Here is a 25,698-nt window from a genome sequence, read left to right as displayed (position 1 = left end):
CCGGGCCCGGCGGATCGATATGGTCGAGAACGTCATCTATCCCGCCTATCTCGACGCGGAGCTGTCCCGCTCGGAGGGCCGCCGCGTCGCCGCCGAGGAGGCGCTGTCGAACCCGACCGTCGACGAAATCGCTCAGGCGGTCCAGCAGATCGGCTACGACGCCGTGATCGAACGCGACGTCACCTACTCCCGCGAGTACGAACCGCGCGGGCGGGTCCTCGCGCAGGGCACCGAGGACACGACGAAGAACGACCTCGTGCAGGCCGTCGCCGCCTACGCCGGCCTCCTGCGGGACGACTCGTGAAACGCGTCGGCAGCGTCGTGCGAACGGCGCAGGGGCTGGCGATCGCCCGCGGCGGGGACGGCGAGGCCCCGCCGTCGATCGGCGAGGTCGTGATCGACGATTCGCTGTCGACCGTCGGGCGCGTGGTGGACGTGTTCGGCCCGGTCGACCGCCCCTACGTGGCGGTGACGCCGAACGACGGGATCACGCTCGCCGCGCTCGTCGGGGGGACGCTGTACGCCCGATGACGCCACGCGAGCTCCGCGGGATGGCGGTGGCCGGCCTCCTGTTCCTCCTCGTGCAGCTCGGGGCGCTCGTGCTCGTCCCCGAGTTCGTCGAACAGGGCTACCAACCCGTCGAGAACCCCCAGGATCCGACGAACTCCCTCGCGTACATCGCCGCGATCCTGGTCGCGACCGGACTGATGCTTGCGGCGTTCCGTTTCGATCTCGACCAGCTGGTCCGATACGTGATCGTCGGCAGCGCCGGCCTGTTGGCGTGGTACGTCTTCGCCGCGCTCGTGTCCCCGCTGCTTGCGATCGGCCTGTCGGCGGCGGTGTCGATCGCGCTGCTCGTCCACCCCGAGTGGTACGTGATCGATACCGCCGGCGTGTTGATGGGCGCCGGCGCGGCGGGGCTGTTCGGCATCTCCTTCGGCATCCTGCCGGCCCTGTTGCTGTTGAGCGTGCTGGCCGTCTACGACGCGATCTCGGTCTACGGGACCGAGCACATGCTCTCGCTGGCGGAAGGGGTGATGGACCTTCGGATCCCCGTCATCCTCGTGATCCCGCTGTCGCTGTCCTACTCGTTGCTCGCGGACGATTTCTCCGGCGCGGCGGACGTTCACGACGACGGGGACACGGTCGACGAGACCGACGCCGACGCCGAAGTCGATGCCGACATCGATCGCGACGCCGACGCCACCGATGCCGGCGATACCGCCACCGACGACGACGGCCGCGACGCCTTCTTCATCGGCTTGGGCGATGCGGTCATTCCGGCGGTGTTGGTTGCCAGCGCGGCGACGTTCTCGCCGGCGCCGAGCCTGAACGTGCCGGTTCTCGGCCTCAACCTTCCAGCCCTCTTCGCGATGGGCGGGGTCTTCCTCGGGCTGTTCGTGTTGCTCCGGTGGGTGCTGCGCGGCCGGGCGCACGCCGGCCTCCCGCTGTTGAACGGCGGCGCCATCGGCGGCTACGTGCTCGGGTCGATCGCCGCCGGCGTGCCGCTCCTCGAGGCGCTCGGGATCGCTGGACTCGTGTGAGGCGTTTCGGGGAGGCGACCGTTCCGGAGACGCGACTCCCTCGGTGACGAAAGAGTCCAGAGACTGACGACGATCGGAGTACCGTGGCCGTACTCGGTGGACGGAGACCGGGGCTGTGAGTCGGTGGACGGAGCGGACGAACCGACGGCGACACCGCGGTTTCGGGATCGCTACTCGGAGATGAACTCGTTGTCGCGCCAGTTGACGCCGCCGCTGCCCTCGCCGTTGCCCTGCGGGTTCTCGACGACCTCGACGGTGGCGGGGCGTTCCTCGCCCTCGACGATCCGCGTCGCGTGGAGTTCGTCATCGGTGTTGGTGATCGCCGTGAGCGTGCCCTTTTCGGCCTTCAGCGCGATGTCACGCAACACGAGGAACATCGGATACTGCAGCGCCGTGTTCTGTAACACCGTCTCGCGGTCGCCTTTGAAACAGGCGAACTCGACGAGTTCGGAGGGGATCTCCTCCTCCTCATCGTCCATCCACTGGGGACCGCCGGCCCGCGGCGGTTCCTCCTCGTAGACCCGTGTCTCGGTGACCGACGCCTTGAGCTGGGCGGTCGGCGTGTACTTGCTGATGCTCTCGTCGTCGGAGACCGCCTTGAGTATCAGCGTGTTGTTGCGGCGAGTGATCTCGACATCGTCGATCTCCGGGGGCAGCTCCGGATCGCTGTCGAAGTGATCCTCTACGTCCTCGAGTGGCAGTTCGAGCGTCGAATGGAGTCGGAACACGCAGCCTGACATGATTGAAATGGGGGAATGGATGATGGTTCGTCACAGCGCCGACACTGCGACTGTACCTGCTGATCGGTAGGGGACCGAGCCTTATAGGGTCTACCCTTTGCTGGATCCGGGGACTGCAGCGGGATGGAGAGGTACCACGGTGACTACTCACCACGATCGAATCTCGGCGGGCGTCGAACTACGTCGTCGTCAGCGCATCGGCGAGTTCACCGCGCTCCTCGAGCTCGGCGAGCACGTCGCTGCCGCCGACGAACTCGCCGTCGACGAACGTCTGGGGGATCGTCTCCCACTCGCTGTGCTCCGACAGCGCCGCCCGGTATTCCGGCAGCGCCGGCAGGACGTCGACCGTCTCGAACTCGTCGACGTGGTCGGCGATCAGCGCGACGGCGCGCTTGGAGTACCCACACTGGGGCATCAATCGGTTTCCCTTCATGAAGAGCACGACGTCGTTGTCCGCGATCGCCTCGGCGACGCGGGATTCGACCTCCTCGCTCGTGGCCTCGCTGTCGGGTGTGAACGTCATACTGCCGAGTACGTCGCCGTGAGCCAAAGGGGTTGCGCTGTCGACTACCGGTACACAACCCGTCCGTCGCCGTTGAGAACTCCGGTAGCATCCCGATCGACGGACCGTCCGTATGGCGGTCGACGAAACTACACAACGACACCCAACGACACGTGATGTCGCGCGATGCCACGCCGCGCCCCGGGAACCGGACGAATCGACCGGGACCACCGGACGGTTTTTGCCGGTTGCCCGTCGAGGACACGACGTGTGTACGCTCGCACTCGCCTGGCACGTCTTCCCGGGAACGCCGATCGCTGTCGGGGCGAACAGGGACGAGCAGCTGGACCGTCCCGCCGAGCCGCCACAGCTCCGCCCCGACCGGTCGCCGGCGGTCATCGCGCCGCGGGATCGGGAGGCTGGCGGCACGTGGATGGGGCTGACTGAGACGGGCCTGTACGTCCTGCTCACCAACCGCTGGCTCGCGACACCGATCGACGGGGACCGGTCCAGAGGGCTGTTGGTCGACGACTGCCTCGACCGTGCCACGGCCCGGGAGGCGGTTTCCCACGTTCGTGCCGAGATCGAGGATCACGGCCGGTCATACGCCGGCTTCTCGCTGGTTCTTGCCGACTCGACCGCCGCGTTCCTCCTCGTCAACGACGGCCGGCTGCGCGTGAGGCGGCTCGATCCCGGGGTGCACGTCCTCCGCAACGTCGGCGGCGTGATCAACGGGCGCCCACGGTTCGCGATCCCAGACCGACGATCGGACGCCGGAACCCGACAGCGGACGTCGGCGCGTGCGATGGCCGAGCGGGCCCGCCCCGAGCCCGGCGAGTCGGCGGCCGTATGGCTCGATCGGCTCGGCGAGACGCTCGGCGACCACGACGTCGACGTCTGCATACACGGCGAGACGTTCGGTACTCGATCGAGTACCCTCGTCCGAACTGGGGACGATCCGGCGTTCCGGTATGCGGACGGCCCGCCGTGTACGGCCGCCTACGATCCGATCGCCGTTCCGCCGGGGTTCGCCGCGGCGACCGCGAACGCCGGCGGCGAAAGCCACCTTTAAGCGAGTCGCGGGCCCACGGACGGGTATGAGCGTGTCCGAACTCGAGGCCGATCTCTCGGCGGATGAACGCGCCGGACTCGAGCTCATCCGCGAGACCGGCGGCATCCATCAGAGCGACTTCTGGAAGGAACTCGACGTCTCCTCGCGAAAGGGCAGCCGCATCGCCGAAGCGCTGGCGGAAGCAGACCTCATCGAGCGTGAGGAGACGGTCTATGATGGACACAACACCTACTTCCTCGAGCCGAGCGCGCGCGATCTCGATTTCTCGTTGTTGATGGCGGGCGATATACTCTCCCCGTTCATCGGTGAGGAGGAGATCGACCCCCAGTCCGACGCGTTCTCCCAGTGGATGATGAACCTCGCCTACGAGGAGTACTGACGACCACCGCGGAACCGAATCACTCGGGGCGGATCACTCCGAGTCGGCGTCCGAATTCTCGCCGTCCACGTCCGAATTCCCGCCATCGACGTTCGCATCCTCGTCGGCACCGTCCTCACTTCCATCCCCGACGACGGCGGTCTCCGCATCAGAATCTCCGTGCTCCCCGCCTTCATCGGCGGGTGCCGGCACCCTGGCGAGGTCGACGTCCGCCGTCGGCGGGGTCGGAGCGTCGGCGATCGTCTCGAAGAATCGACCGGAGATGCTCTCGCGAACGACGTCGACGAGCGAGTCGGTCGAGTCGCCCTCCACCGCCCCGAGGATGCCAAGCGGGATCTGTGCGCCGGCCATATCCGCGTGGCCGCCGGCCGACCCGATCTGGCCGAGTGCGTCCCGAAGGGTCTCACCCAGATCGACGTCGGCCCCGCGGGCTCGCGCGGAGGCGTAGATCGTGTCGTCGAGGAAGCCGTAGACGAAGGTGACGGTGACGCCCTCCATATCGAGGAGCCGTTCGGCGGCCTGCGCGAGCGTGTCCCGGTCGGCGATCTCGCCGACACAGGAGGCGACGACCGACCCCTCGAGTTCGCGTTCGCGGATCGCCCGCGCGAGCGTCTCGAACGTCTCGGGGCTCACCGTCGGCGTCTCGACGCGTTCGAGCGTCTCGACGTTGGCCGCCCCGAGGATCGCCGCGGCGGCCTCGATGTCCGCGATCGCCACCTCCCGCGTGAAGTCCCGCGTATCGATCCGGATCCCGTACAGCAGCGCGGTCGCGATCCGTTCATCGGGCTCGATCCCGAGCCGGTCGAGATACTGGGCGATCTGCGTGCTCGTCGCGCCGAGGTCCGGCCGGACATCGATGTACCGCGCCTCGACTGGCCCCCGGGGGGGATGGTGGTCGATCACGATGTCGACATCGGTGTCCGTCGGAAGGCTATCGTTGATCCCCGGACGCGAATGGTCGACGAGTGCGACCCCACCGTAATCGGCGAGGGCCACCGATTCAAGGTGCCGCAACCGGATGTCGAGCAAGTTGACGAGCGCGCGGTTCTCCTGGTGGGATATCTCACCGCCGTAGCAGGCGTCGGCGTCCACGCCCACGGCGTCGGCGACGCGTGTGAGGCCGATCGCCGCCGCGATGGCGTCGGGATCGGGGTTGTCGTGTGTGACCACCGCGAGCGGCCCCGACAGCGACCGGACGGTCTCGACGAGCGAGACGATGCGTTCGTCGGCGTCCGCATCGACAGCCTCCAACACGCGCTGGGTGAGCGACGACACGGGATCGATGCAGCGATCGACGGTCGCCGCGATCGACTCACGGGTTGCGGCGTCGGCCTCGCCACCCACGTACGCGATCAGGGTTGCCGCCGGATATGCTCGGCGTGCGGTGCGGGCGGCCGCCAGGTTCCGATCGACGTCGTCAGCCGCACACACCACGACGTCGGCTCGCTCGGGATAGGCCGTCGCGTCGGCGGGATCGGCTTCCGTCGCCGGCACGTTCGACTCCCGAAGCGTCGTCACCCAGCCGGTGTCGTCGGTGATGACGTAGACGTCGCCGCGGCGTTGCCGGGCATGTTCGATGAGCGTGTGCCCGACGCCGCTACAACCCAACACGAGGCGCCGAACCATTACACCGGTTCTGTGGGGCCCGCAGATAAAACGGTGCCGTCCGAGAAACGTGCCGTCCGGGAGATGGAGGACGGCTGTCAGCTCAGCCGAACAGCGCCGTTGCGGCGGCCTCAGCGGTCTCGATGACCGGCCCGAAGCCGGGCAGCACGACCACGGTCGCGACCGCGGCGACGATCACGGCGCCGTAAAGCGCGGTCGGTCGCGAGTCCACCGCCGACAGTGCGTCCGTCGGCTCCTCGATCCAGAGCGCCTTCACGACGCGGCTGTAGTAGTACAGCGAGAGTACGCTGTTGAGCGCGCCGATCGCGGCGAGCCACCAGAAGCCGTTGAAGACGGCGCCGGCGAACAGGAAGTACTTCGAGAAGAACCCGCCGAACGGGGGCAGCCCCGCAAGCGAGAACATGAACACCGTCATCGCCACGGAGGCCATCGGGGCCACCGAACCGAGGCCAGCGTAGTCCTCGAAGGTCCGACCAACGCCCCAGCTTTCGACCATCGCGATGAACAGGAACGCACCGGTGTTCATGAAGCCGTAGACGAACAGGTGCGCCATCGAGGCACCCATCACGGCGCCGTTGTGGCTGCCGCCGGCCGACAGCGCGGCGAGGCCGATAAGCGCGTAGCCGGCGTGGCCGATCGAGGAGTACGCCAGCATCCGCTTGACCTCGGTCTGAACGGCCGCCGCGAAGTTGCCGAGCGTCATCGTGAGGACCGCGAGCACGGCGAAGACGAGCGGCCAGTCGATGCCGACCGCCACGGCGTCCGCGATCGGGAACGCCTCGGTGAACACCCGGAAGGCGACCGCGAAGCCGGCCGCCTTCGAGGCCGACGAGAGGAACGCGCTCACGGGTGCGGGCGCGCCCTCGTAGACCTCCGGCGCCCAGAAGTGGACGGGGACGGAGGCGGTCTTGAACGCGAACCCGCCGATCATCATCACCACGCCGACGCCGGCAACGCCGGCGAGATCGTCGAGGTCGCCGAACGCGGCGGCGACGTCGCTCAGGACCAGCGAGCCGGTCGCGGCGTAGACGAGCGAGATGCCGAAGACGAAGATCGCCGAGGAGACGGCTCCGACGAGGAAGTACTTCATCCCGGCCTCGACGCTGCCTCGGTCCTCCTTGAGGTACGCGACGAGCGCGTAGGAGGGCAGCGAGACCATCTCGAGCGCGACGAAGATCGTCGCCAGCGAGCTCGCGGACGCCAACAGCGCCATCCCTGCCGCCGCGAGGACGACGAGCGAGTAGAACTCGCCCGGCGTCTCGTGGTCGTCCAGGTAATCGCGGCTGGCGACGGCGACGAGCGCCGTCACGACGGCCACGATCGCGGTGAAGAACAGCGCGAGCCCGTCGATCGTGATCGCCTCCGCGAACAGCGTGATCGCACCACCGGTTGCGGGACGGCCGGTTCCGGCCGCGAGATACCAGCCGGATAGCGCCAGCGTGACCAGCGCGCCGACCGCCGCGATGACCGAGAGCTCGGTGTTCGTCCGCCGGTTCGGGAAGACGGTGTCCCAGCCCAGCAGGAGCAGCCCCGTCGCGACGAGGGCAAGGATCGGGCCGAGTGCCGTCCACTCGGGAAGCGGCGCCCCGCCTGTCTGTGCGGGCAGGGCCGCGAGCGGTTCGAGCGTCGACGACTGTATGATGCTCATCAGTTGACACCTCCTTCGACCACGGGAACGACCGCCTCACGGATCATCTCGAAGAACAGATCCGGGGCGATGCCGAGGACGATGATGGCGACGAGCAGCGCCGCGAGCGGGAGCGTCTCCCGACGCGGGGCCCGGCCCAGTTCGTAGTCGGTGTCGAGCCGGAAGGGGCCGAACAGCGTCCGCTGCATCGCGAACAGCAGGTAGCCGGCGACGATCACGATGCCGAACATCGCAAGCGCCGTGAAGACCGGCATCAGCCCGTTCGCGACCGGCGAGCCGAACGAGCCCACGAAGACGTAGAACTCGCCGGCGAAGCCGGCCATCAGCGGCAGCCCCATGTACGCGAACGCGCCGGCGACGAGGATCCACACCGCGACCGGCATCCGGTCGGCGAGTCCGGACATGTCCGTCACCATCCGGGTGTGGGTCGCGTTGTAGATGACGCCGACCGCCATAAACATCAACCCGGAGATGAGCCCGTGAGCGACCATCTGGAAGGTCGCGCCGCCGACGCCGTAGACGGTGAAGGCGATCAATCCGAGGATGACGTACCCCATCGAGGAGACGGAGGAGTACGCGACGATCCGCTTGAGGTCCTGTTGGGCCAACGCGAGCATCGCGCCGTAGATCACCGAGATCACCGCGAGCGCGGCGATCGGGACCGCGAGCGCGCTCGCCTGTTCGGGCAACATCGTGAAGTTGAACCGGAGCAGCGCATAGGTCCCCATCTTCAGGAGGACGCCAGCCAAAAGCACCGACGCGGGCGTCGGCGCCTCGACGTGGGCGTCCGGCAGCCAGGTGTGAACCGGCACCATCGGGACCTTCACCGCGAAGCCGGCGAACATCGCGACGAACGAGACGAGCCCGATCGTCTCCGCCGGAATCCCGTAGAAGGATCCGAGCTCGCCGGCCGCGATCGACTGCGTGACCTCGGGAAGGCCGAACGTCTCGACCGGCAGGCTGAACACGAGCGCCATGAACCCGAGGAACATCACGAGCGACGCCGCGTTCGTGTACACGAAGAACTTGATCGCGGCGTACTTGCGGCGCGGACCGCCCCAGACCCCGATGAGGAAGTACATCGGAAGCAGGACGGCCTCCCAGAAGACGAACCACGCGAAGAAGTCCAGCGCGGCGAACACGCCGATCAGGTTCGCCTCCATAAAGAGGATAAGCCCGTAGAACTGGCTCTGACGCTCGTCGATCGGCGTCCACGCCGAGACGATCGCCAGCGGCACCAGGAACGCCGTCAGGACGACGAGCGGGAGGCTGATCCCGTCGAGGCCGACGAACCACTGGATCGTGTAGCCGCCGACGTCGATCCAGTCGATCTGTGTCTCAAACGCGAGCTCGCCGCCGGTGAGGGCGTTGCCGCTCCCGTCGAACCGTGCCCACAGGAAGAGGCTCCCGAGGAAGGGAACCAGACTGAGCGCGAACGCGAGGCGGCCGGCCCACTCGTCGGGAGCGAGCAGCACCGCCATCGCGCTCACGAACGTGAATGCGATGAGTGCTTCGATGATCACAGGAACCACCCTCCGAGAACGCCGAGGACGAGAATCAGCCCGGTCACACCGAGCGTGAGCAGCGCGGCGTAGTGGGTGACGACGCCGGTCTGCACGCGGCGGATCCGGTCACCGGAGACCAGACTCACCGAGGAGACGCCGTTGACGACGCCGTCGATGACACCCTGGTCGAACGTGTCCGCGACGCTTGCGACGCCGGCGGTCACCTGGGCGATCCGGACCTGCAGCTCGTCCTGGTAGTAGTTGTTGTACAGTACGGTCTTGATGCCGCCGAGGGCGGCTGTGTGCTCGGCCGGCTCCGGAACGTTGTAAAGCTTCCAGGCGAGTCCGAGCCCGCCCAGCGCCAGCGCGAGCGAGACGCCCGCGCCGATCAGCACGGTCGGGATCTCTCCCCCGGCGATGTATCCGGAGCTGTAGGGCCCCAGATCCGCGTAGTGGTGGGAGGTGAGCTCCGAGAAGCCGCCGTAGTGGCCGTCGAGCCACAAGTGGAGGAAGTCGATCCCCTCGAGACCAAGCACCTTCTGGACCGGCACCATGTTGACCGCGCCCGAGACGACCGCGAGCACGCCGAGGACCGTGAGCGGTCCCTTGACGTTCCATCGAATCGGGTGCGGGTCACGCGCGGTGTCCGTCCGCGGTTCGCCGTGGAAGGTGAGGAAGACCATCCGGAACGTGTAGAAGGCGGTGACGGGGACCGCGAGCAGTCCCATCGCCCACGCGCCCAGAAGCAGCGGCTCGTTCAGGCCGTGAACCAGCGCCTCATAGAGGATCTCGTCCTTCGACCAGAAACCGGCGAACGGGAAGATCCCCGCGAGCGCGAGCGAGCCGGCGACGAACGTCCAGTAGGTGACGGGAAGCTTCTCCTTGAGGCCGCCCATCTCCCACATGTTCTCCTCGTGGTGCATCGCGATGATGACCGCGCCGGCGCCCAGGAACAGCAGGGCCTTGAAGAAGGCGTGGGTCATCAGGTGGAAGACCGCGGCCACGTACCCGCCAGCGCCCAGCGCGAGCATCATATACCCGTACTGGGAGATGGTGGAGTACGCGAGCACCTGCTTGAGCTCCTCCTTGACGAGCCCCATCGTCGCGGCGAACAGCGCGGTGAAGCCGCCGACGAACGCGATGATCGCCATCGTCGTCGGCGTCAGCACGTAGAAGCCGTACATCCGAGCGACGAGGTAGACGCCGGCAGCGACCATCGTCGCGGCGTGGATGAGCGCGGAGACCGGCGTCGGACCCTCCATCGCGTCGGGCAGCCACGTGTGCAGCGGGAACTGCGCGGACTTGCCGATCGCGCCGCCCAGCACGAGCAGACCGACGGCGGTGAACCACGTCCCGACGTCGAGCCCGAACGGCGTCCACGCATCGAACTCCCCGTTGAGCGCGTGCTCGGCGAGAACGGGGAACGACTCCGATCCGACGAATGAGGCGGTTCCGAACGTCGCGAACACGGCAACGACGCCGATCAGGAAGAAGTAGTCACCGAACCTGGTGACCAGGAACGCCTTCTTCGCCGCCGACGGCGGTCCCGGCTCCCGGAAGTGGAAGCCGATGAGCAGGTACGAACAGAGGCCGACCAGCTCGAAGAACATGAACGCCATCAGCAGGTTGTCCGCGACGACGAACCCGAGCATCGACGCCGTGAACAGCCCGAGTCCGGCGTAGTAGCGCGGGAGATCCCGCTCGCCCTCGTCGTTCATATACCCGAGCGAGAACACGTGGACGAGGGTGGCGATGAGCGTCACGATGACGAGCATCAGCGCCGACAGCGGGTCGATCAGGACGCCGAAGGTGAGTTCGATCTCCTGGGGCCCGATCCCGGCGGCGATCCCGTCGGTCGAGACCCAGGTGTACAGCGTCTCGGTGTGCTGGCCGCCGCCGGCGACGGTGGCGAGCACCCACAGCGACAGCAGGAACGACCCCGCCGTCGCCGCGATCCCGCCGAATGCGCCGCCTTTGGGGAGATACTTCCCGAACGCGAGCGCGACCAGGAACGAGACGAACGGCAATACGACGATCGCTGGAACGTAGGCGAAGGCATCTACCATCTTACCACCTCATCTCCCGCGGAACAGTGACGTCGGTCACGCCGAAGTTGCGGTACAACACCAGGATGATGCCGATCCCGATCGCGACCTCCGCGGCCGCGAGCGCGATCACGAACAGCGCGAACACCTGTCCCGTGAGGTCGCCGTAGTACGAGGAGAACGCGACGAAGTTGATGTTTGCCGCGTTCAGCATTAACTCGACGCTCATCAGGAAGTACAGGGCGTTCCGGCGGGTAAGGACGCCGAACAGGCCGATACAGAACACGGCAGCGGCCAACAGCAGGTAGTATTCGGGGGCGACCACGGTCAGTCACCTCCCTCCCCGGCCTTGCGGCCGCGGGAGAACGCGCCGCCGACGGCCGAGACGATCGAGCCGTCGGACTCGCGCTTCGCGAGGTACAACGCGCCGTCGATCGCGACATCGAGGGTGATCGCGACGATGAAGAAGGCCGCGAGGAATCCCTCGGTCGACCCCGCAAACGCCCCGAGGTCGATGTTGAAGAGTGCGAATCCGATGCCGTGGGTGATCCCGTAGTCGCCGGCCTCCAGACCGGCGGGTGTGCCGAAGTCGGCGTTCAGGATCGTCACGGCGAGGACGCCGAACAACAGCAGCGACGCCAGGCCGGGGACGAGCCCCCGGTCTGCAACGTCGTACTCGTCGGGCCCGCCACGTTCGCGTGTGTCCGGGTTATCACTCATACGCTACTCACCTCCGGGTCGTCGGTACGCGTGAGCATCACGGCGAACGTGATGAGGATGAGGACCCCGCCGACGTAGACGAGGACCTGCATCGCAGCGATGAACTCCGCCTGCAACATCACGTAATGCACCGCGACGCTCAACAGGGCGGCGCCCAAAAGCAGGGACGCGTGAAAGACGTCCCGTGCGAGGACGACGCCCAGGCTGCACGCCAACGTAACCAGGGCGAACAGCGCGAACGCGATGGTGTCAAGGACCATTGTGTGTGACTCCTATGAGATACCTTTTGTAGATTTCGAGAGCGACTCCGCCGTCGCTCCGCGGCTACTGGTAATCGACCTCCCCGTCTCCCTCTCCGACCCATGCACCACGGTCGGGATTCCGGGAGTTGAGCGGGTCGATCCCCTTGTACCACGGGACGTTCTTGAGCTGTTCTTTGTTGTACACGAAGTCGTCCTTCGTGTCCGCGGTGAACTCGAAGTTCTGGGTCAACAGGATCGCGTCGACGGGACAGACCTCCTCACACAGTCGGCAGTAGATGCACTGGCCGATGTGGAGGTTGTACTCTTCGCCGTTGCGCTGGTCGTCCTGGACGATCTGGATCGTGTCGTTCGGACAGACGTTTTCGCACTGTCGACACCAGATACACCGCTCCTGACTGAACTTGTGGACGCCACGGAACCGCGGGCTCACGTCGGGGGCGACGTCCGGATACTCCACCGTGAACGTCGTCCCGTCGAGCGCGTGTTTCATCGTGGTCGCCATCGATTTTAACAATCCGATCATGAGGCGATCACCCCCACGAGCACCGCCGTGAGGATCAGGTTCGCGAACGACAACACCAGCATTCCCTTCCAGCCGATCTCGATCAGCTGGTCGATACGGACCCGCGGCAGCGCCGAGCGGCACCACTGGGTGAACAGGAAGAACGCCCAGACCTTCACCACGAACCAGACGAACCCGATGCTTGCGGGTCCGGGGCCCGAGGCGCCGCCGAGGAAGGCGAGAGTCAGGATCGCGCCGCCGAGGAAGATGTGGAGGAACTCTCCGAGGTAGAACAACACGAAGTACGACGAGGAGTACTCGGTCTGGTACCCGGCGACGATCTCGGTCGGGGCCTCCGGAATGTCGAAGGGATTGCGACCGATCTCCGCCAGGTTGGCCACGACGAACAGCCCGAATGCGAAGGGGTTCACGATGGCGAACCACGACGGAACCGTAACGCCGGCCACCGTGAACAGTGCCTGCTGCTGGGCGGCGACGATCTCGCTCGTCCGGAGGCTACCGGTGAAGATCACGACCGACATCGCAGTCACGATGAGCGGAATCTCGTACGCGAGGTTCTGGGCGACGGCGCGAAGGCCGCCGAGCAGCGAGTACTTGTTGTTCGACGCGTAGCCGGCCATCACCAGCGAGATGGAGGCGATCGACGCGAACGCGAACGTCAACGCGAAGCCGACTTCGGGGTCCGCAAGCTGCAGGTTGAGGGGCCCGAGCTGTCCCATCGGGATCACGGAAAACCCGAGCATCGCTGATGCCGGGAGAACGAGCGGCGCGAGGTCGTAGGACGGTCGGTCCGCGCCCTCAGGGATGATGAGCTCCTTGGCAAGCAGCTGTACCGCCGCCGCCGGGATGATGAGCAGCCCGAACGGGCCGATGCGGTCGACCGCGATCCGGTCGGTGAACGCGGCGGTGATCTTCCGTTTCGCCCACGGACCGGCGACGCCGGTGAACGCGAGCATAATGTTCCCGACAAGGAAGGCCGCGATGAGCGCGCCGACGGCCTCGCCGATGACGCCGGGGAGGCCGAGCGCGTTCGTCACCTGTTCGGGGAACAGTTGTGCAGGGGCCACGTCGAGGAGGGAACCGGCCGCCATCAGCGGTCCACCTCCCCGAGCACGATGTCGAGGCTGCCGAGCGCGGCGACCATGTCGGGGACGTACTCCCCGTTGGCCATCTCGGGCAGCGTCTGGAGGTTCGAGAAGCACGGCGACCGGATCTTGAACCGGGCGGGCTTGTCGGTTCCATCGGCCCGGATGTAGACCCCGAGTTCGCCTTTCGCCCCTTCGACGGCGCGGTAGATCTCCGTGTCGTCCTCGGGTTTGAGCGTGCGCGGCACGTTCGACTGGATGGTGCGGTCCTCCTCGGGCCAGTCCTCGAGCAGGTCGATGCACTGTTCGATGATCTTCGCGGACTCCTCGACCTCCTGGAGCCGCACGAGCAGCCGGCTGTAGTTGTCACAGCCGTCCTCGGTGATGACGTCCCAGTCGAGCTCGTCGTAGTAGCCATAGGGATCGTCGCGGCGCAGGTCGTAATCGACGCCGGAGCCACGCACGACCGGACCGGTCGCGCCGTAGTCCTTCGCGACCTCCGGCGGGAGGATCCCCGTGTCGATCGTTCGCATCTGGAGGATCTCGTTGGCGGTCAACAGGTCGTGGTACTCCTCGACGGACCCGGGAAGCTGATCGAGGAAGGCGCGCGTCTTCTCGAAGAACTCCTCGCGGGGCTCGGGGAGATCCCAGACGACGCCGCCGAGCCGGAAGTAGTTGAACATCATCCGCTGACCGGTCAGGTCCTCGAGGATGCTTTGCGCCTGCTCGCGATCGTTGATCGCGTACATAAACGTCGCGGTGAAGTCGCCGTTGATGTCCAACGCGAACGTGGCGACCGCGAGCATATGCGCGGCGATCCGGCACAGCTCGGCACCCATCGTCCGGATGACCTGCGCGTACTCCGGCACGTCGATGTCCGCGAGGTCCTCGGCGGCTCGGGCGTAGGCCCACTCGTTCAACAGCCCAGCCGAGATGTAGTCCCAGCGGTCCGGGTACGGCATAATCTGGTGCCGGTAGGTGCCACTTTGGGCCATCTGCTCCTCCGAGCGGTGGAGGTAGCCGATGTCGGATTCGACATCGGCGACCTGCTCGCCGTCGAGGGTCGTCTTGAGGTGCAACACGCCGTGGGTCGCCGGGTGGTGAGGACCGATGTTGATGAACATCGTGTCCGACTCGTCCTCCCGGTGGTCCGCCTGCAGCGGGTTGGCGTGTTCACGCAGCGAAACGACCTGCGGCTGGTCCTTGTCGTAGTCCATCGACATCGGATGCCCCTGCCAGGTCTCCGGCAGGAGGATGCGTCGCAGGTCCGGGTGGTCGTCGTACTCGATCCCGACGAGGTCATACGCCTCTCGCTCGTGCCAGTCGGCGGTCCGGAAGACCGGTTCGGCGGACTGTGAAACCGGGTCCTCCTTGTCCGCGGGCACGACGACGCTGACCTCCTGGGTCGGGTCGGCGAACTTCTTCAGGTGGTAGATCGACTCATAGCGGTTCTCGTACTCCTGGGCGGTGACGACCGAGAGGTGGTCGTAGCCGGCCGCCTCCTTGAGCGTCGAGAGGACGTCCTGGACCGCATCGGGGCGGATCACGAAGCCGGGTGCGTTGAGGTGCTCCTCGCGGCCGATGACCGCATCGCCCAGGAGTTCGGCGAGTTCGTCGGGGTCTCGTTGGGCGACGACCGACGCCTCGTCGGCCGGATCGAGGTCCCCGTCGGGGTTCTGTAAGCTCATGGCGAATCAGCGAAGTTGTATCGCATCACGAGGTCGTCCTCGTCGATCTGGTCGGTCAGATGCTCGACGAGCTCGTCCTGTTCGAGGTCGGAGAACTGCTCGAGCTCGTAGGGTTTGACCGTGACCGGGCTTGCCTCGCCGTTGGCGATACGCTCCTGGAGCTTGGCGACGCCGTAGACGAGCGCCTCCGGACGCGGGGGACAACCCGGGACGTGGATGTCGACCGGGATGACCTCCTCGGCACCCTTGATCACGTTGTAGCCCTCCTGGAACGGGCCGCCGGAGATGGTACACGAGCCCATCCCAACGACGAACTTCGGCTCGGGCATCTGGTCGTAGACGCGCTTCATTCGCGGGGCGAACTTGGAGACGATCGTCCCAGGGACGATCATCACGTCCGCCTGCCGCGGCGACGCGCGGGGGACGCCGGACCCGAACCGGTCCAGGTCGTGTTTGACCGCGTAGGTGTGCATCATCTCGATGCTGCAGCAGGCGATCCCGAACTGCAGCATGAACATCGATGACCCACGGGCCCAGTTGAGGAACTTGTCGAACTTCGTGAGGATGAACGGCGAGGAGCCGAACGCCTCCCGAAGCCGCGAGTTGAATCGGTCGCCGCGGCCCTCGCCCATCCGAGCGTCGCGGGTCTCTGTCACCACCGCGGAATCGTCCGTGATAAATGGTTGATCGCTGCTCATGGTTGGTTACGTTTCGTCTTTCGGCGCGTTGCACGGGGACTGCGCATCCATTCGACCGCGCCGTTGCGCCACGCCCACACGAGTCCGACGGTAAGGATGCCGACGAATGCCAACATCGGTGCCAGCAGCCGTGCCATCGGGATCCCCGCCTCGAGCGCGGGACGATAGATGACGACCCACGGGAACAGCAGGACCGTCTCGATGTCGAACACGAGGAACAACAGCGCGACCATATAGTACTGGATGTTGAACCGGATGTGCGCGCTGCCGGTCGGTACCTCCCCGGACTCGTAGATGGTTCGTTTGCCTTGTTCCGGCACGCTTGGACGGAGCAACGCCGAGACCCCCATCATCCCCAGCGGGATGCCGATCCCGACAACCGCCAATGCGCCGATAGCTATCCAATCACTCATACAGGTCTCCGTAACGTGCGTGGGTTTGGTTGGACCCTACATAAGCGTTGATTCTCGTACGCGCGGGTGTGAGACGCAGGTTCACGGGCTGGCGTGTTCGATCGTCGCCCGTTCGATCGTCGTCCACCCCTTGATCGATCCGCACTCGATCGCCGGAACGGTCGGACGTCCTGATCTCCGGAGCGGTCAGGCGTCCCGATCGCGGAAGCCGTCGATCCCGAGGTCGTGGAGAGCCATCGAGACGTCCGCGACGTCGGTAGTGAGATCCTCGTGGTACTCGATGAGCCGATCCTCGATGGCGTCGTGCTCACGTGCGAGCACCTGTGCGGCCGAGAGAGCCGCGTTGAACGATTTGCCGGCGTCGACGGCGACGATCGGCGCGCCGGTCGGCATCCCGATGACCGAGTCGACAGACTTCTCCTGGATGGGCACGCCGATCACGGGGATCGGGTAGGCTATCGAGGCGGTCATGTTCGGCAGGTCGGCGGACTTGCCGCCGGCACCCGCGATGATGACGTCGAGGTCCCGATCACGGGCGGTCTCCCCGTACGCATACATTAGCTCCGGCGTCCGGTGGGCCGAAACGACGTACGATTCGTAGGTGAAGCGGCTCGACGGCGGGTCCGAGAAGTCGGTCTGTTCGGCGAACCCGAGGGTGTTGAGAGCCTCGTAGGCCCCCTCCATCGTGGGCAGATCCGAATCCGATCCCATGATAATGCCGACGTCCGGGGTCGTCTCCGGGTCGGCGTCCTGTGCAGCCTCCGTCTCGAGTCGGTCGATGAGGTCCTGTGGGGTCGTCATTGTGTCGGGTCGGCGTCGATCGGTTTCGCGGTCGGTTGGTGTTCGCGGTCGGTCACTCGGTATCGGGTGTCGTCGATCACTCGGTATCAGGTGTGTCGACGGATGCGAACGTCACAGCGTTACGGAGGTCGCGTGCGCGATCCAGTCGCTCCGAGCGAGCTGAGATCGCGTCGGCGTCGACGCGTGATCCCGGAACGCCCGTCACGGTCAGATGACCCATCTTCCGGAGCGGGCGGACGTCGTCCTTGCCGTACCAGTGAAGGTCGACGTCCGGCGCCTCGAGGACCGTGTCGACGCCGCGAAGCCGTGCCGGCCCCGTTCCGTCGACGTCACCGAGGACGTTCGCGGTGACCGTCGGCTCGCGTAGGTCCGTCGGTCCGAGCGGCCAGCCGAGAACCGCGCGGGCGTGGTTCTCGAACTGGGACGTTCGCGCGCCCTCGATCGTCCAGTGGCCGGAGTTGTGCGGCCGCGGCGCGATCTCGTTGACGAGGATCTCCCCGTCCGGCGTCTCGAAGAGTTCGATGCCGTAGACGCCGCGCCCGTCCAGGAACTCGAGCACGTCGTGAGCGACCGTCTCCGCCCGATCGATGACGCCGTCGTCGGTCCGTGCCGGCGTCACGCTCTCCCGAAGGATCTCCTCGCGGTGGATCGTCTCCGTCACCGGGTAGGTCCGAACGTCGTCGGCGCCCACGACGCCGATGACCGAGAGTTCGCGTTCGAAGGGAACGAACGCCTCCGCCATCGCGTTCGTGCCGAGTTCCTCGAGCGCCGCATCGATCGCTCCGACCTCCGTCACGGGGCGGTTCCCGCGCCCGTCGTACCCGCCCGTGCGGGCCTTGAGCATCACCTCACCGAACCGGTCGAGCGCGGACTCCAGGTCGGCCGCCGAGGAGACCGCCTCGAACGGCGGGACCGGGATCCCGGCGTCCGCCAGCGCCGACTTCTGGACGAGTTTGTCCTGGATCGTCCGAAGGGTGTCGGGATCGGGATGGACCGGCAGGTCGTGCTCCGCCGCAACCGTCTCGAGCACGTCCGGGTCGGCCAGCTCGATCTCGTAGGTGAGCACGTCCGCCCGATCGGCGAGCTCCCGGATCGCCGCCTCGTCGTCGAAGGCACCGACGATCTGCTCGGAGACCACCGGCGCCGCGGGACACTCCGGCGTCGGGTCGAGTACGACGACCTCGATCCCGCGGCGGGCGACGGCCTCGCCGATCATCCGCCCGAGCTGTCCGCCGCCGACGATCCCGATCGTCGGTCCTGGTAGCGTGACTGTCACGCGCGGGGCTTTCGAACGGGACCGCATAAGGATTACCACATACGCCGAATAGCTGGATCGATCGTCCCGAATTCGGGGAAAAAATGATCACTCCTGTGGATCGATCACACGCGGTACGCCGACCGGTCAGACAAGTCGGTACGCCGACCGGTCAGCGTATTCGAGACACGTCGATATGCGGACCGATCACTCGAGCCGACCGGCCTCACGGAGTGCCGCCTCCTCGATGAAGAAGACGAGCCGAAAGTTCCACAGCCGGAACTCGTGGGCGGTGACGCGATAGCCCTCGAGATGGGGGGCCACGGCGGCCCGGCCCGATTCGTGAACGATCACGACCGGCGGCGGATCCGCCAACGCCGTAGCCCGGTCGGCGTCGGCGCTCACGCTGTCGACGGTCGCGCCCGCGCGCTCGTAGTACCACGGCAACGGAAGCCGGTCGTACCACCCGCCGGGCGCACCGTCCCGATCGGCTGCCGACTCGTTGCCGACGTACATCACGTTCTCCCGGTCCGAGGTGTGCGTCCCGACGAACAGAATATCGACCCCGTCGTCGTGAGCCGCCGCGACCGCCTCGACGTCCGCGATCGTCGATCGCGCATCGTTGTGCGGTTGGGCCCACTGGACCGCCGCGGTGTGGTCGGGGTTCGTGGAGTTCCAGTAGGTCGCCGTCGGCGCGATCACGCCGGCGGTCGCGGCCAGCAGGACGAACACCGCGAGGATCGCCGTCTCCCGATCGATGACCCGCGGAGCGGACCACGGCGTCGACGGTCGCTCGACCGCCGCCCACCCCTCCCGGGCGACGTACGCGAGGCCCACGCCCGCGGGAATCGTCAACGGGAGCACGATGTGGACGGCCGACCAGGGTGCGTTGATGTCGGTCGCGGCCGGATAGCCGACCAGGCTCGCGAGTCCCCAGTAGGTCGCGAAGGCGACGAGCGCGCGACGGCGACCGGCGGGGACCCTCCCGCGACCACGAACGTGGCCGTCGACGAGGAATCCGACGACCGCGAAGGCGAGCGTGACCGGTGCCGTGTACGTGAGCGTCTCGAGCTCGTGGTGGAGGAACTGCAGGTAGGGATTATCCTGCATCTCGCCGGTGAGCCAGAGGTCGGCCAGTTTCTCGGCTGACCCCACCGTGGCCTCGTGGAGAACGGTCGGCCAGAGACCCGGCGATCCGACCGCTTCGTGAAGGAGCGGCCGCGGCGCGTAGAAGAACACCGTGACGGCGAGAAAGGCGACGACGACGCCGACGGCGTGACCCAGCAGATAGCCGACCGGATGCCACCGTCCGGAAACGGTCGCAACGCCACGCCACCGCGCACGGATCCAGGCCGCCACGTCACGTCGAATCGCCCGGCCGCGATCGGTCCCAGCGGCCGGTCCGTTCCCGGACACCGATCCGTTCCCAGCGGTCGGGCCGTTCCCGGACGCCGAGCCCACCTCGCCGTCGGCGCCGACGTTCTCTATGACGCGGCGGACGATCCGATGATCCGCGATCAGCGCGCCCGCTCCCAGAAAACAGAGGACGTAGAGGATCGTGTTCGCCTTGGTCGCGAGCGACAGCGACAGCGCAACCGCACCGGGGTACAGGTACCGGGCACGGCGGGTGTCGATCGCCCGAACCGTGAACCCGAGCGCGACGAACGCGAATCCGCCCACGAGGACGTCGTTGCGCATAAACCGCGAGTAGTAGACCAACAGGGGAGAACACGCCAGCAGCCCGGCGACCGAAACGAGCTCCCACCGATCGAGGTGCGCCCGGAACAGCCAGACCGAAAGCGGGAGGAGGCCGCCGACGAGGGCCACGACCAGCCGTGCTGACGCATCAGTCGGCGGCAGGACGCCGAAGACGGCCGCGTTGACGATCCGGAGGAACGGGCCGTGGATGATCGGCTCGTACTCCAGATGGCCGCTTTCGACGTACCGGAGCGTCCAGTACCCAACGCGCCCCTCGTCCCAGTGGAAGACCCGCCCGCCGAGATCGTACAGCCGGAGCACGAGCGAGAGGATCGTGACGGCCGCGAGTGCCCCGAGCGTACGTCGCCCCGCGGCGTCGGCACGACCAGTCCGATCGGTCCGATCGGTCTGATCGACTCCGTCCCGGTGCTCCGGTGGCGACATACCCGAGGGTCCGTGTGCGAGGTTACAATTCTTGTGTTCCGGTTCGAATCGGCACCACCGTGTTCCCGCTCCGCCACGACTGCAGCCCGAACACCGACGTCAGTCCGGTCAGTCGTGCCGGAAGCTCCGGGATCCGGTGAACGCCATCGCCATCCCGTGGTCGTTGGCCGCCTCGATGACGTCCTCGTCGTTGACCGACCCGCCGGGCTGGATCACGGCCTCGATCCCGGCATCGGCCGCCTCGTCGATCCCGTCCGGGAACGGGAAGAACGCGTCCGAGGCCATCACGGCTCCGTCGGCGGACTTCCCGTCCGCGTCCTTTTCGGCCTTCATCGCGGCGAGCGTGACGGCGTCGACGCGGGAGACCTGCCCCATCCCGACCCCGACCGTCTCGGTGCCGGTCGCAAAGAGAATCCCGTTCGATTTGACGTGTTTGAGCGTCTTCCAGGCAAACAGCATCGTCTCGATCTCCGCGTCGGTGGGCTCACGTTCAGTAACGATCTCCAGATCGTCGGCGGTCGGCGATTGATGGTCACGTTCCTGCACGAGTCGACCGCCAACGAGCGGCTTTTCGGTCAACGGTTCGCTGAACCGGTCCTCTCCCTCCCCGAGTGGTCCGACGTCGAGCACGCGCAGGTTCTCCGACTCCCGGAGCACGTCGAGCGCGGCGTCGGTGTAGCCGGGCGCGACGACGACCTCCTTGAAGGAATCGGTGATCGCGGTGGCCGTCTCGGCGTCACACTCGCGATTGAGCGCGACGATCCCGCCGAACGCCGACTTCGCGTCCGTTCGCAGCGCCCGGTCGTAGGCGTCCGCGAGCGTGTCGCTCGTGGCACAGCCCGCCGGATTCGTGTGTTTGATCACCGCCGCCGCCGGCTCGTCGAACTCCTTGACGAGCGAAAGCGCGGCGTCGGCGTCGTTGTAGTTGTTATACCCCATTCCCTTCGCGCCCTCGTTCAGCTGGGGGGCGCCGACGACCGATGCCTCCTCGCAGGCGTCGTCGACGTACAGCGCGGCGTCCTGATGGGGGTTCTCGCCGTACCGGAGCTGCTCGCCCCGATCCTCGGAGACGAGCCGGCGCGTCGGGAAGTCACCGCCGGTGTCGCCCTCGATCGAGACGGTCTCGGCCTCGTGGTCGATGTCGACGCGTCCCTCCGCGAACCACCGAACGACCCGCGGGTAGGCCGTAAACTCGGATTCATATAGCACTCTTTGCTTTAAGCTCGCCGCGTCGTCGTCCTCGTAGACGGGAACCGGTTCCTGGGTGAGGATCGGACCGGCGTCGACGTCCTCGGTCGCCACGTGGACGGTGCACCCGGTCGTCCGAACGCCCGCCTCGAGGACCTGCTCGTGCGCGTCCGATCCGGGGAAGGCCGGCAGCAGGGACGGGTGCACGTTGATCGTCGTCGGCGCGTTCTCGAGGAACGTCTCGGTCAGCACTCGCATATAGCCGTCCAGACAGACGAGGTCGACGTCGTAGTTCCCGAGCCGATCAAGGATGCGCCGTTCGTGGTCGGCCCGCGACTCGTCGTCCGCCCGGACGACGACCTCGGTCGGGCTCCCCCGCTCGGCGGCCGCTTCGACGATCGGCGCGCCCTCCTGGTTGGTCAACGCGACGGACAGCTCGGCGCCACCCGGCGCCACGTCGTCGATGTGCAGCAAGTTCCGTCCGCGATTGCTCGCTAACCCGGCGATCTTCATACGCGAGGGTCCGCGCGATGGAGTATATGAATTGCGGTCCGCTGTCGGTATGTATCCACGAACACGGATATATTTGGGCATCGACAGCGCTGTGGTGGCCGGATATATCCACACCCGTGCACGACCATCGACACGCTTTTGCGCCGTCCCCGGACAGCAACGGGTATGACCGACGAGTCTCGGTCGGCGACGGACGACGATCGAGGGATCGCGGGACTGTCCCGCGAGGACCCCCTCGCCGCCGTCTCGCCGCTCGACGGACGATACGCGCGCCGAACCGAACCGCTCTCGCCGTACGCGAGCGAGGCGGCGCTGATGCGGGCTCGAACGCGGGTCGAGGCGGAGTACCTGATCGCGCTGGCCGACCTCGAGGCGACGCCGATCGATCTCGACGCCGACGCCCGTGCCGCGATCCGGGCGACGTACCGGACGTTCGACGCCGACGACGCTCGACTCATCAAGAACCTCGAGGTCCGGGGTGCGAGGGGATACGACGCCACGAACCACGACGTGAAGGCGGTCGAGTACTTCCTCCGGATCCGACTGACCGAGGCGACGGATGCGGTGGGTGCGGTGGATGCGGCATCGACTGACGGTGAAGCCGGAGATCCCCCGATCGACGACGCCGAGACGCTCTTCCCGTGGATCCACTTCGGGCTGACCAGCGAGGACGTCAACAACCTCGCACATCGGCTGCTCGTGAAACCCGCCGTCGAGAACGTGCTCGTGCCGGCGATCCGCGAGGTTCGCGACGAGCTCGTCGATCTGGCCCACGAGTACCGGGACGTTCCGATGCTCGCGCGCACCCACGGCCAGCCGGCTACGCCCACGACCTTCGGCAAGGAGATGGCGGTCTACGCGGCGCGGCTCGGGCGGGCGCTCGGTCGGCTCCGGCGCGAGACGGACGCGATCGCCGGCAAGCTGGCCGGTGCCTCGGGAACCTACGCCGCCCACGAGGCGGCCTACCCGGACGTCGACTGGCGAGCGTTCTCCCGGACGTTCGTGGCGGATCTCGGGCTCGAACACGTCCCGCTCGCGACCCAGGTCAACCCCTGTGACGACATCGCGGCCGTCTTCGACGCGATCCGCGGAGTGAACAACGTCCTTCGGGACCTCGATCTGGATGCCTGGCTCTACGTCTCCGACCGCTATCTCGGCCAGGAGACCGTCGCGGGCGAGACCGGGTCCTCGACGATGCCCCACAAGGTGAACCCGATCGACTTCGAGAACAGCGAGGGGAACCTCTCGAAGGCCAACGCCGACCTCACGTTCCTCGCCGACTACGTCACCACGTCCCGGCTCCAGCGTGACCTCTCGGACTCCACGGTCAAACGCAACGTCGGCGCGGCCCTCGCCCACAGCCTGATCGGCTACTCGAAGGCCGCCGACGGACTGGGAAAGGTGGTTCCGAACGAGCAGGTGATGCGCGAGGAGCTCGAGGCGACGCCGGCGATCATCGGCGAGGCGGTCCAGACGATCCTCCGGCGGGAAGGGGACACGGACGCGTACGAGCGCGTCAAGGAACTCACCCGCGGGAAGACGGTCACGCTCGCGGACTTCCGGGACCTGTTCGCGGACCTCGACGTCGACGAGTCCGTCCGCGAGGAGCTGAACGCCCTGACACCGGCCGGGTACGTCGGCCTCGGCGCGGACCTCGTGGACGAGGTCGACGCGGACGTCCGCGAGTGACGCTCCGGAGATAAACCGTACACGACGATAGCGAATCACGGATCGTTCGGAAGACCGAAAACTCCGGGACAATTCGGGTGTCCGATCGGCGTGACGCTTTTACCCCCCATCCGCGAACTGACCGTATAGTGGGAGGAACACGGTGACACGCGACGGGGGTTCCCCTGACGACGAGACCACTCGGGACGAGGGGTGGTCCGATGCGTTCGGACCGTTCCGTCGATTTCTCGCCCTCGAGCGGGACGTGCTCGTGTTGTCGCTGGCGATGTTCGCCTTCAGTCTCGGGTTCCAGATGACGAACCGGTACCTCCCGGAGTACATGGTCGCGCTGGGCGCGAGCGGCTTCGTCGTGGGACTGTTCGGAACCTTCGGGAACGTGATCTCGGCCGTGTACCCCTATCCCGGCGGGGCGATCTCCGACCGGATCGGGTCACGGTACGCGTTGACCCTGTTCGGGTTGCTGTCGACGCTCGGCTTTCTCGTCTGGCTCGTGGCGCCCGGTCTCGGCCCGATCGGCGTCGGCGGCGTCACGATCGAGCCGTGGATCTGGATCTTCGTCGGGCTGGTCCTCGCACAGGCCTGGAAGTCATTCGGCCTCGGTGCGACGTTCGCGGTCGTCAAGCAGGCCACCGATCCGTCGCGGCTGGCTGCCGGGTTCGCGAGCACCGAGACGTTCCGTCGGACGGCGTTCCTCGTCGGACCGGTACTCGCGGCCGTGCTGATCGGTTTCCATCCGGCGTTCACGGTGAGCTTTCAGTACGTCCTCGCCGTGGCGGTCGTCTTCGGGGTCGTCGGCACGGTCGCCCAGCACGTTCTCTATGCGGCCGATGCGGATTCCATCGGCGGTTCGTTCGAGGGGATCGGGCGGATCCAGCGAGATCTGCGCGAAATGCCCGGTCCGCTGCGTCCGCTGCTCGTGGGCGACACGCTCGTCCGGTTCGCGAACGGGATGGTGTACGTCTTCTTCGTGCTGGTGATAACGCGGTTCTACGCGGTCGGGTTCGAGACGACGGTCTCGCTGGCCGGCTTTTCGTACGCGATCGATCTCTCGCCGGCCGCCTTCTTCGGCTATCTGCTCGGCGTCGAGATGTTGATCGCGCTCGGCTCGATGATCCCGGCGGCCAAGGCGGCCGAGCGCGTCGGGCTCAAGCCGGTCGTCGCGCTGGGATTTGCGGTCTACGTGCTCTTTCCGGTCATTCTCATCGGCGCGCCCGGGGTGCTCGCACCCCTCGTCCCGCTCCAGTGGGCAATGGTGCTTGTCTTCGCGTTCTCCGGGCTTCGGTTCGCGGGCTTGCCCTCGCACAAGGCGCTGATCGTCGGTCCCGCCGAGCAGGGCTCCGGCGGGCGCGTCACCGGGACGTACTACCTCCTGCGGAACACGATCGTGATCCCGAGCGCCGCGCTCGGGGGCACTCTCTGGGAGTTCGTCAGCCCGGAGGTCGCGTTCACGATCGCGGCCGCGATCGGAGTGGTCGGCACCGGTTACTTCCTCGTCTTCGGCGAGGAGTTCGAGGCGTATGCCTGAGGGGACATCCGACGAAGAGATCGTCTTGCCCGTGGAGAACCCGGGACTCGATCCTCGTTATGGACGGTCCGTCGATCACGACCGCGACGACCGCAACGACCGCGACGACCACAACGACCGCGACGACCACACGG

The 25,698-nt window shown here is 66.8% G+C and carries 25 protein-coding genes; 7 read left to right on the top strand and 18 right to left on the bottom strand.

The features are described 5' to 3' along the window. Nucleotides 1-19: 19 nt before the first annotated feature. The 3 genes from srp19 to BLW38_RS03235 are packed head-to-tail and all read left to right on the top strand — an operon-like array spanning nt 20 to nt 1,544. Nucleotides 20-304 (top strand): signal recognition particle subunit SRP19, encoded by a 285-nt coding sequence (gene srp19 / locus BLW38_RS03245; RefSeq protein ID WP_092814161.1) that lies wholly within the window; start codon nt 20-22, stop codon nt 302-304. Further along, nucleotides 301-531, top strand: a complete 231-nt coding sequence (locus BLW38_RS03240) for an H/ACA ribonucleoprotein complex subunit GAR1 (protein ID WP_092814157.1) — start codon at nt 301-303, stop codon at nt 529-531. The genes srp19 and BLW38_RS03240 overlap by 4 nt, the downstream gene beginning before the upstream one ends. Further along, nucleotides 528-1,544: a presenilin family intramembrane aspartyl protease PSH gene (locus BLW38_RS03235; RefSeq protein ID WP_092814154.1), complete on the top strand. Its 1,017-nt coding sequence runs from the start codon at nt 528-530 to the stop codon at nt 1,542-1,544. The genes BLW38_RS03240 and BLW38_RS03235 overlap by 4 nt, the downstream gene beginning before the upstream one ends. A 170-nt stretch (nt 1,545-1,714) precedes the next feature. Here the strand turns inward: BLW38_RS03235 and BLW38_RS03230 are convergent, their stop codons facing one another. Then, nucleotides 1,715-2,284: a DUF7110 family protein gene (locus BLW38_RS03230; RefSeq protein ID WP_092814149.1), complete on the bottom strand. Its 570-nt coding sequence runs from the start codon at nt 2,282-2,284 to the stop codon at nt 1,715-1,717. Nucleotides 2,285-2,462: 178 nt separating this feature from the next. Beyond that, on the bottom strand, nt 2,463-2,807 hold the full coding sequence (locus tag BLW38_RS03225) for a glutaredoxin family protein (RefSeq protein WP_092814146.1): 345 nt from the start codon (nt 2,805-2,807) through the stop codon (nt 2,463-2,465). A gap of 247 nt (nt 2,808-3,054) precedes the next feature. Between BLW38_RS03225 and BLW38_RS03220 the strand changes: the two genes are divergently transcribed. Next, nucleotides 3,055-3,858, top strand: coding sequence for an NRDE family protein (locus BLW38_RS03220; RefSeq protein ID WP_092815593.1), 804 nt, complete (start codon nt 3,055-3,057; stop codon nt 3,856-3,858). A 25-nt stretch (nt 3,859-3,883) separates the two neighbouring features. Next, nucleotides 3,884-4,237, top strand: a complete 354-nt coding sequence (locus BLW38_RS03215) for a helix-turn-helix transcriptional regulator (protein WP_092814143.1) — start codon at nt 3,884-3,886, stop codon at nt 4,235-4,237. 33 nt (nt 4,238-4,270) lie between these two features. Here the strand turns inward: BLW38_RS03215 and BLW38_RS03210 are convergent, their stop codons facing one another. The 16 genes from BLW38_RS03210 to BLW38_RS03135 form a co-directional block, all read right to left on the bottom strand. Continuing rightward, nucleotides 4,271-5,863, bottom strand: a complete 1,593-nt coding sequence (locus tag BLW38_RS03210) for a DHH family phosphoesterase (RefSeq protein ID WP_092814140.1) — start codon at nt 5,861-5,863, stop codon at nt 4,271-4,273. Between the two features lie 82 nt (nt 5,864-5,945). Beyond that, the gene (locus tag BLW38_RS03205; RefSeq protein ID WP_092814137.1) at nt 5,946-7,511 is read right to left on the bottom strand and encodes an NADH-quinone oxidoreductase subunit N; all 1,566 of its coding nucleotides are present in this window, start codon (nt 7,509-7,511) and stop codon (nt 5,946-5,948) included. Further along, nucleotides 7,511-9,034 carry a complex I subunit 4 family protein gene (locus tag BLW38_RS03200; protein ID WP_177167408.1) on the bottom strand — a complete coding sequence of 508 codons (1,524 nt, stop codon included), beginning with the start codon at nt 9,032-9,034 and terminating at the stop codon, nt 7,511-7,513. The genes BLW38_RS03205 and BLW38_RS03200 overlap by 1 nt, the downstream gene beginning before the upstream one ends. Then, the gene (gene nuoL / locus BLW38_RS03195) at nt 9,031-11,082 is read right to left on the bottom strand and encodes an NADH-quinone oxidoreductase subunit L (protein ID WP_092814134.1); all 2,052 of its coding nucleotides are present in this window, start codon (nt 11,080-11,082) and stop codon (nt 9,031-9,033) included. Before nuoL ends, BLW38_RS03200 begins: the two co-directional genes overlap by 4 nt. A 1-nt stretch (nt 11,083) precedes the next feature. Continuing rightward, nucleotides 11,084-11,386, bottom strand: a complete 303-nt coding sequence (gene nuoK, locus BLW38_RS03190; RefSeq protein WP_218143024.1) for an NADH-quinone oxidoreductase subunit NuoK — start codon at nt 11,384-11,386, stop codon at nt 11,084-11,086. A gap of 2 nt (nt 11,387-11,388) precedes the next feature. Then, nucleotides 11,389-11,781, bottom strand: a complete 393-nt coding sequence (locus BLW38_RS03185) for an NADH-quinone oxidoreductase subunit J (protein ID WP_321166942.1) — start codon at nt 11,779-11,781, stop codon at nt 11,389-11,391. After that, nucleotides 11,778-12,041 carry an NADH-quinone oxidoreductase subunit J gene (locus tag BLW38_RS03180; protein ID WP_092814128.1) on the bottom strand — a complete coding sequence of 88 codons (264 nt, stop codon included), beginning with the start codon at nt 12,039-12,041 and terminating at the stop codon, nt 11,778-11,780. The genes BLW38_RS03185 and BLW38_RS03180 overlap by 4 nt, the downstream gene beginning before the upstream one ends. 64 nt (nt 12,042-12,105) lie before the next feature. Continuing rightward, nucleotides 12,106-12,567, bottom strand: coding sequence for a NuoI/complex I 23 kDa subunit family protein (locus tag BLW38_RS03175; protein WP_039400544.1), 462 nt, complete (start codon nt 12,565-12,567; stop codon nt 12,106-12,108). Then, the gene (locus tag BLW38_RS03170) at nt 12,564-13,658 is read right to left on the bottom strand and encodes a complex I subunit 1/NuoH family protein (RefSeq protein ID WP_092814125.1); all 1,095 of its coding nucleotides are present in this window, start codon (nt 13,656-13,658) and stop codon (nt 12,564-12,566) included. The genes BLW38_RS03175 and BLW38_RS03170 overlap by 4 nt, the downstream gene beginning before the upstream one ends. Then, nucleotides 13,658-15,340, bottom strand: a complete 1,683-nt coding sequence (locus BLW38_RS03165; protein ID WP_092814122.1) for an NADH-quinone oxidoreductase subunit D — start codon at nt 15,338-15,340, stop codon at nt 13,658-13,660. The genes BLW38_RS03170 and BLW38_RS03165 overlap by 1 nt, the downstream gene beginning before the upstream one ends. Next, nucleotides 15,337-16,038, bottom strand: a complete 702-nt coding sequence (locus BLW38_RS03160; RefSeq protein ID WP_092814119.1) for an NADH-quinone oxidoreductase subunit B — start codon at nt 16,036-16,038, stop codon at nt 15,337-15,339. Before BLW38_RS03160 ends, BLW38_RS03165 begins: the two co-directional genes overlap by 4 nt. Beyond that, nucleotides 16,035-16,451 (bottom strand): NADH-quinone oxidoreductase subunit A, encoded by a 417-nt coding sequence (locus BLW38_RS03155; RefSeq protein ID WP_092814116.1) that lies wholly within the window; start codon nt 16,449-16,451, stop codon nt 16,035-16,037. The genes BLW38_RS03160 and BLW38_RS03155 overlap by 4 nt, the downstream gene beginning before the upstream one ends. A 186-nt stretch (nt 16,452-16,637) precedes the next feature. Further along, on the bottom strand, nt 16,638-17,252 hold the full coding sequence (gene purE / locus BLW38_RS03150; protein ID WP_092814113.1) for a 5-(carboxyamino)imidazole ribonucleotide mutase: 615 nt from the start codon (nt 17,250-17,252) through the stop codon (nt 16,638-16,640). A gap of 76 nt (nt 17,253-17,328) precedes the next feature. Continuing rightward, nucleotides 17,329-18,528: a 5-(carboxyamino)imidazole ribonucleotide synthase gene (locus BLW38_RS03145; RefSeq protein WP_092815584.1), complete on the bottom strand. Its 1,200-nt coding sequence runs from the start codon at nt 18,526-18,528 to the stop codon at nt 17,329-17,331. A gap of 186 nt (nt 18,529-18,714) precedes the next feature. Next, the gene (locus tag BLW38_RS03140; RefSeq protein WP_092814110.1) at nt 18,715-20,649 is read right to left on the bottom strand and encodes a flippase activity-associated protein Agl23; all 1,935 of its coding nucleotides are present in this window, start codon (nt 20,647-20,649) and stop codon (nt 18,715-18,717) included. Between the two features lie 108 nt (nt 20,650-20,757). After that, nucleotides 20,758-22,350 (bottom strand): formyltransferase family protein, encoded by a 1,593-nt coding sequence (locus BLW38_RS03135; protein ID WP_092814107.1) that lies wholly within the window; start codon nt 22,348-22,350, stop codon nt 20,758-20,760. A 165-nt stretch (nt 22,351-22,515) separates the two neighbouring features. Here BLW38_RS03135 and purB point away from each other — a divergent pair, with 165 nt between their 5' ends. Further along, complete coding sequence (purB, locus tag BLW38_RS03130; protein ID WP_092814104.1) at nt 22,516-24,039, top strand: adenylosuccinate lyase; 1,524 nt, start codon at nt 22,516-22,518, stop codon at nt 24,037-24,039. A 142-nt stretch (nt 24,040-24,181) separates the two neighbouring features. Continuing rightward, the gene (locus BLW38_RS03125; protein ID WP_218143023.1) at nt 24,182-25,564 is read left to right on the top strand and encodes an MFS transporter; all 1,383 of its coding nucleotides are present in this window, start codon (nt 24,182-24,184) and stop codon (nt 25,562-25,564) included. The last annotated feature ends 134 nt before the right edge of the window (nt 25,565-25,698 follow it).

Source organism: Halopenitus malekzadehii, assembly GCF_900108505.1.
In the GTDB taxonomy this organism is placed as follows: Archaea; Halobacteriota; Halobacteria; order Halobacteriales; family Haloferacaceae; genus Halopenitus; species Halopenitus malekzadehii.
This window is presented reverse-complemented; position numbering and strand designations above follow the sequence as displayed.

Excerpts from the sequence above, each read along its gene's own strand:
- srp19 (WP_092814161.1), top strand. The coding sequence starts at position 20 with ATGGTCGAGAACGTCATCTATCCCGCCTATCTCGACGCGGAGCTGTCC.
- BLW38_RS03235 (WP_092814154.1), top strand. The coding sequence starts at position 528 with ATGACGCCACGCGAGCTCCGCGGGATGGCGGTGGCCGGCCTCCTGTTC.
- BLW38_RS03230 (WP_092814149.1), bottom strand. The coding sequence starts at position 2,284 with ATGTCAGGCTGCGTGTTCCGACTCCATTCGACGCTCGAACTGCCACTC.
- BLW38_RS03225 (WP_092814146.1), bottom strand. The coding sequence starts at position 2,807 with ATGACGTTCACACCCGACAGCGAGGCCACGAGCGAGGAGGTCGAATCC.
- BLW38_RS03215 (WP_092814143.1), top strand. The coding sequence starts at position 3,884 with ATGAGCGTGTCCGAACTCGAGGCCGATCTCTCGGCGGATGAACGCGCC.
- BLW38_RS03210 (WP_092814140.1), bottom strand. The coding sequence starts at position 5,863 with ATGGTTCGGCGCCTCGTGTTGGGTTGTAGCGGCGTCGGGCACACGCTC.
- BLW38_RS03205 (WP_092814137.1), bottom strand. The coding sequence starts at position 7,511 with ATGAGCATCATACAGTCGTCGACGCTCGAACCGCTCGCGGCCCTGCCC.
- nuoL (WP_092814134.1), bottom strand. The coding sequence starts at position 11,082 with ATGGTAGATGCCTTCGCCTACGTTCCAGCGATCGTCGTATTGCCGTTC.
- BLW38_RS03185 (WP_321166942.1), bottom strand. The coding sequence starts at position 11,781 with ATGAGTGATAACCCGGACACACGCGAACGTGGCGGGCCCGACGAGTAC.
- BLW38_RS03180 (WP_092814128.1), bottom strand. The coding sequence starts at position 12,041 with ATGGTCCTTGACACCATCGCGTTCGCGCTGTTCGCCCTGGTTACGTTG.
- BLW38_RS03175 (WP_039400544.1), bottom strand. The coding sequence starts at position 12,567 with ATGATCGGATTGTTAAAATCGATGGCGACCACGATGAAACACGCGCTC.
- BLW38_RS03170 (WP_092814125.1), bottom strand. The coding sequence starts at position 13,658 with ATGGCGGCCGGTTCCCTCCTCGACGTGGCCCCTGCACAACTGTTCCCC.
- BLW38_RS03165 (WP_092814122.1), bottom strand. The coding sequence starts at position 15,340 with ATGAGCTTACAGAACCCCGACGGGGACCTCGATCCGGCCGACGAGGCG.
- BLW38_RS03160 (WP_092814119.1), bottom strand. The coding sequence starts at position 16,038 with ATGAGCAGCGATCAACCATTTATCACGGACGATTCCGCGGTGGTGACA.
- BLW38_RS03155 (WP_092814116.1), bottom strand. The coding sequence starts at position 16,451 with ATGAGTGATTGGATAGCTATCGGCGCATTGGCGGTTGTCGGGATCGGC.
- purE (WP_092814113.1), bottom strand. The coding sequence starts at position 17,252 with ATGACGACCCCACAGGACCTCATCGACCGACTCGAGACGGAGGCTGCA.
- BLW38_RS03140 (WP_092814110.1), bottom strand. The coding sequence starts at position 20,649 with ATGTCGCCACCGGAGCACCGGGACGGAGTCGATCAGACCGATCGGACC.
- BLW38_RS03135 (WP_092814107.1), bottom strand. The coding sequence starts at position 22,350 with ATGAAGATCGCCGGGTTAGCGAGCAATCGCGGACGGAACTTGCTGCAC.
- purB (WP_092814104.1), top strand. The coding sequence starts at position 22,516 with ATGACCGACGAGTCTCGGTCGGCGACGGACGACGATCGAGGGATCGCG.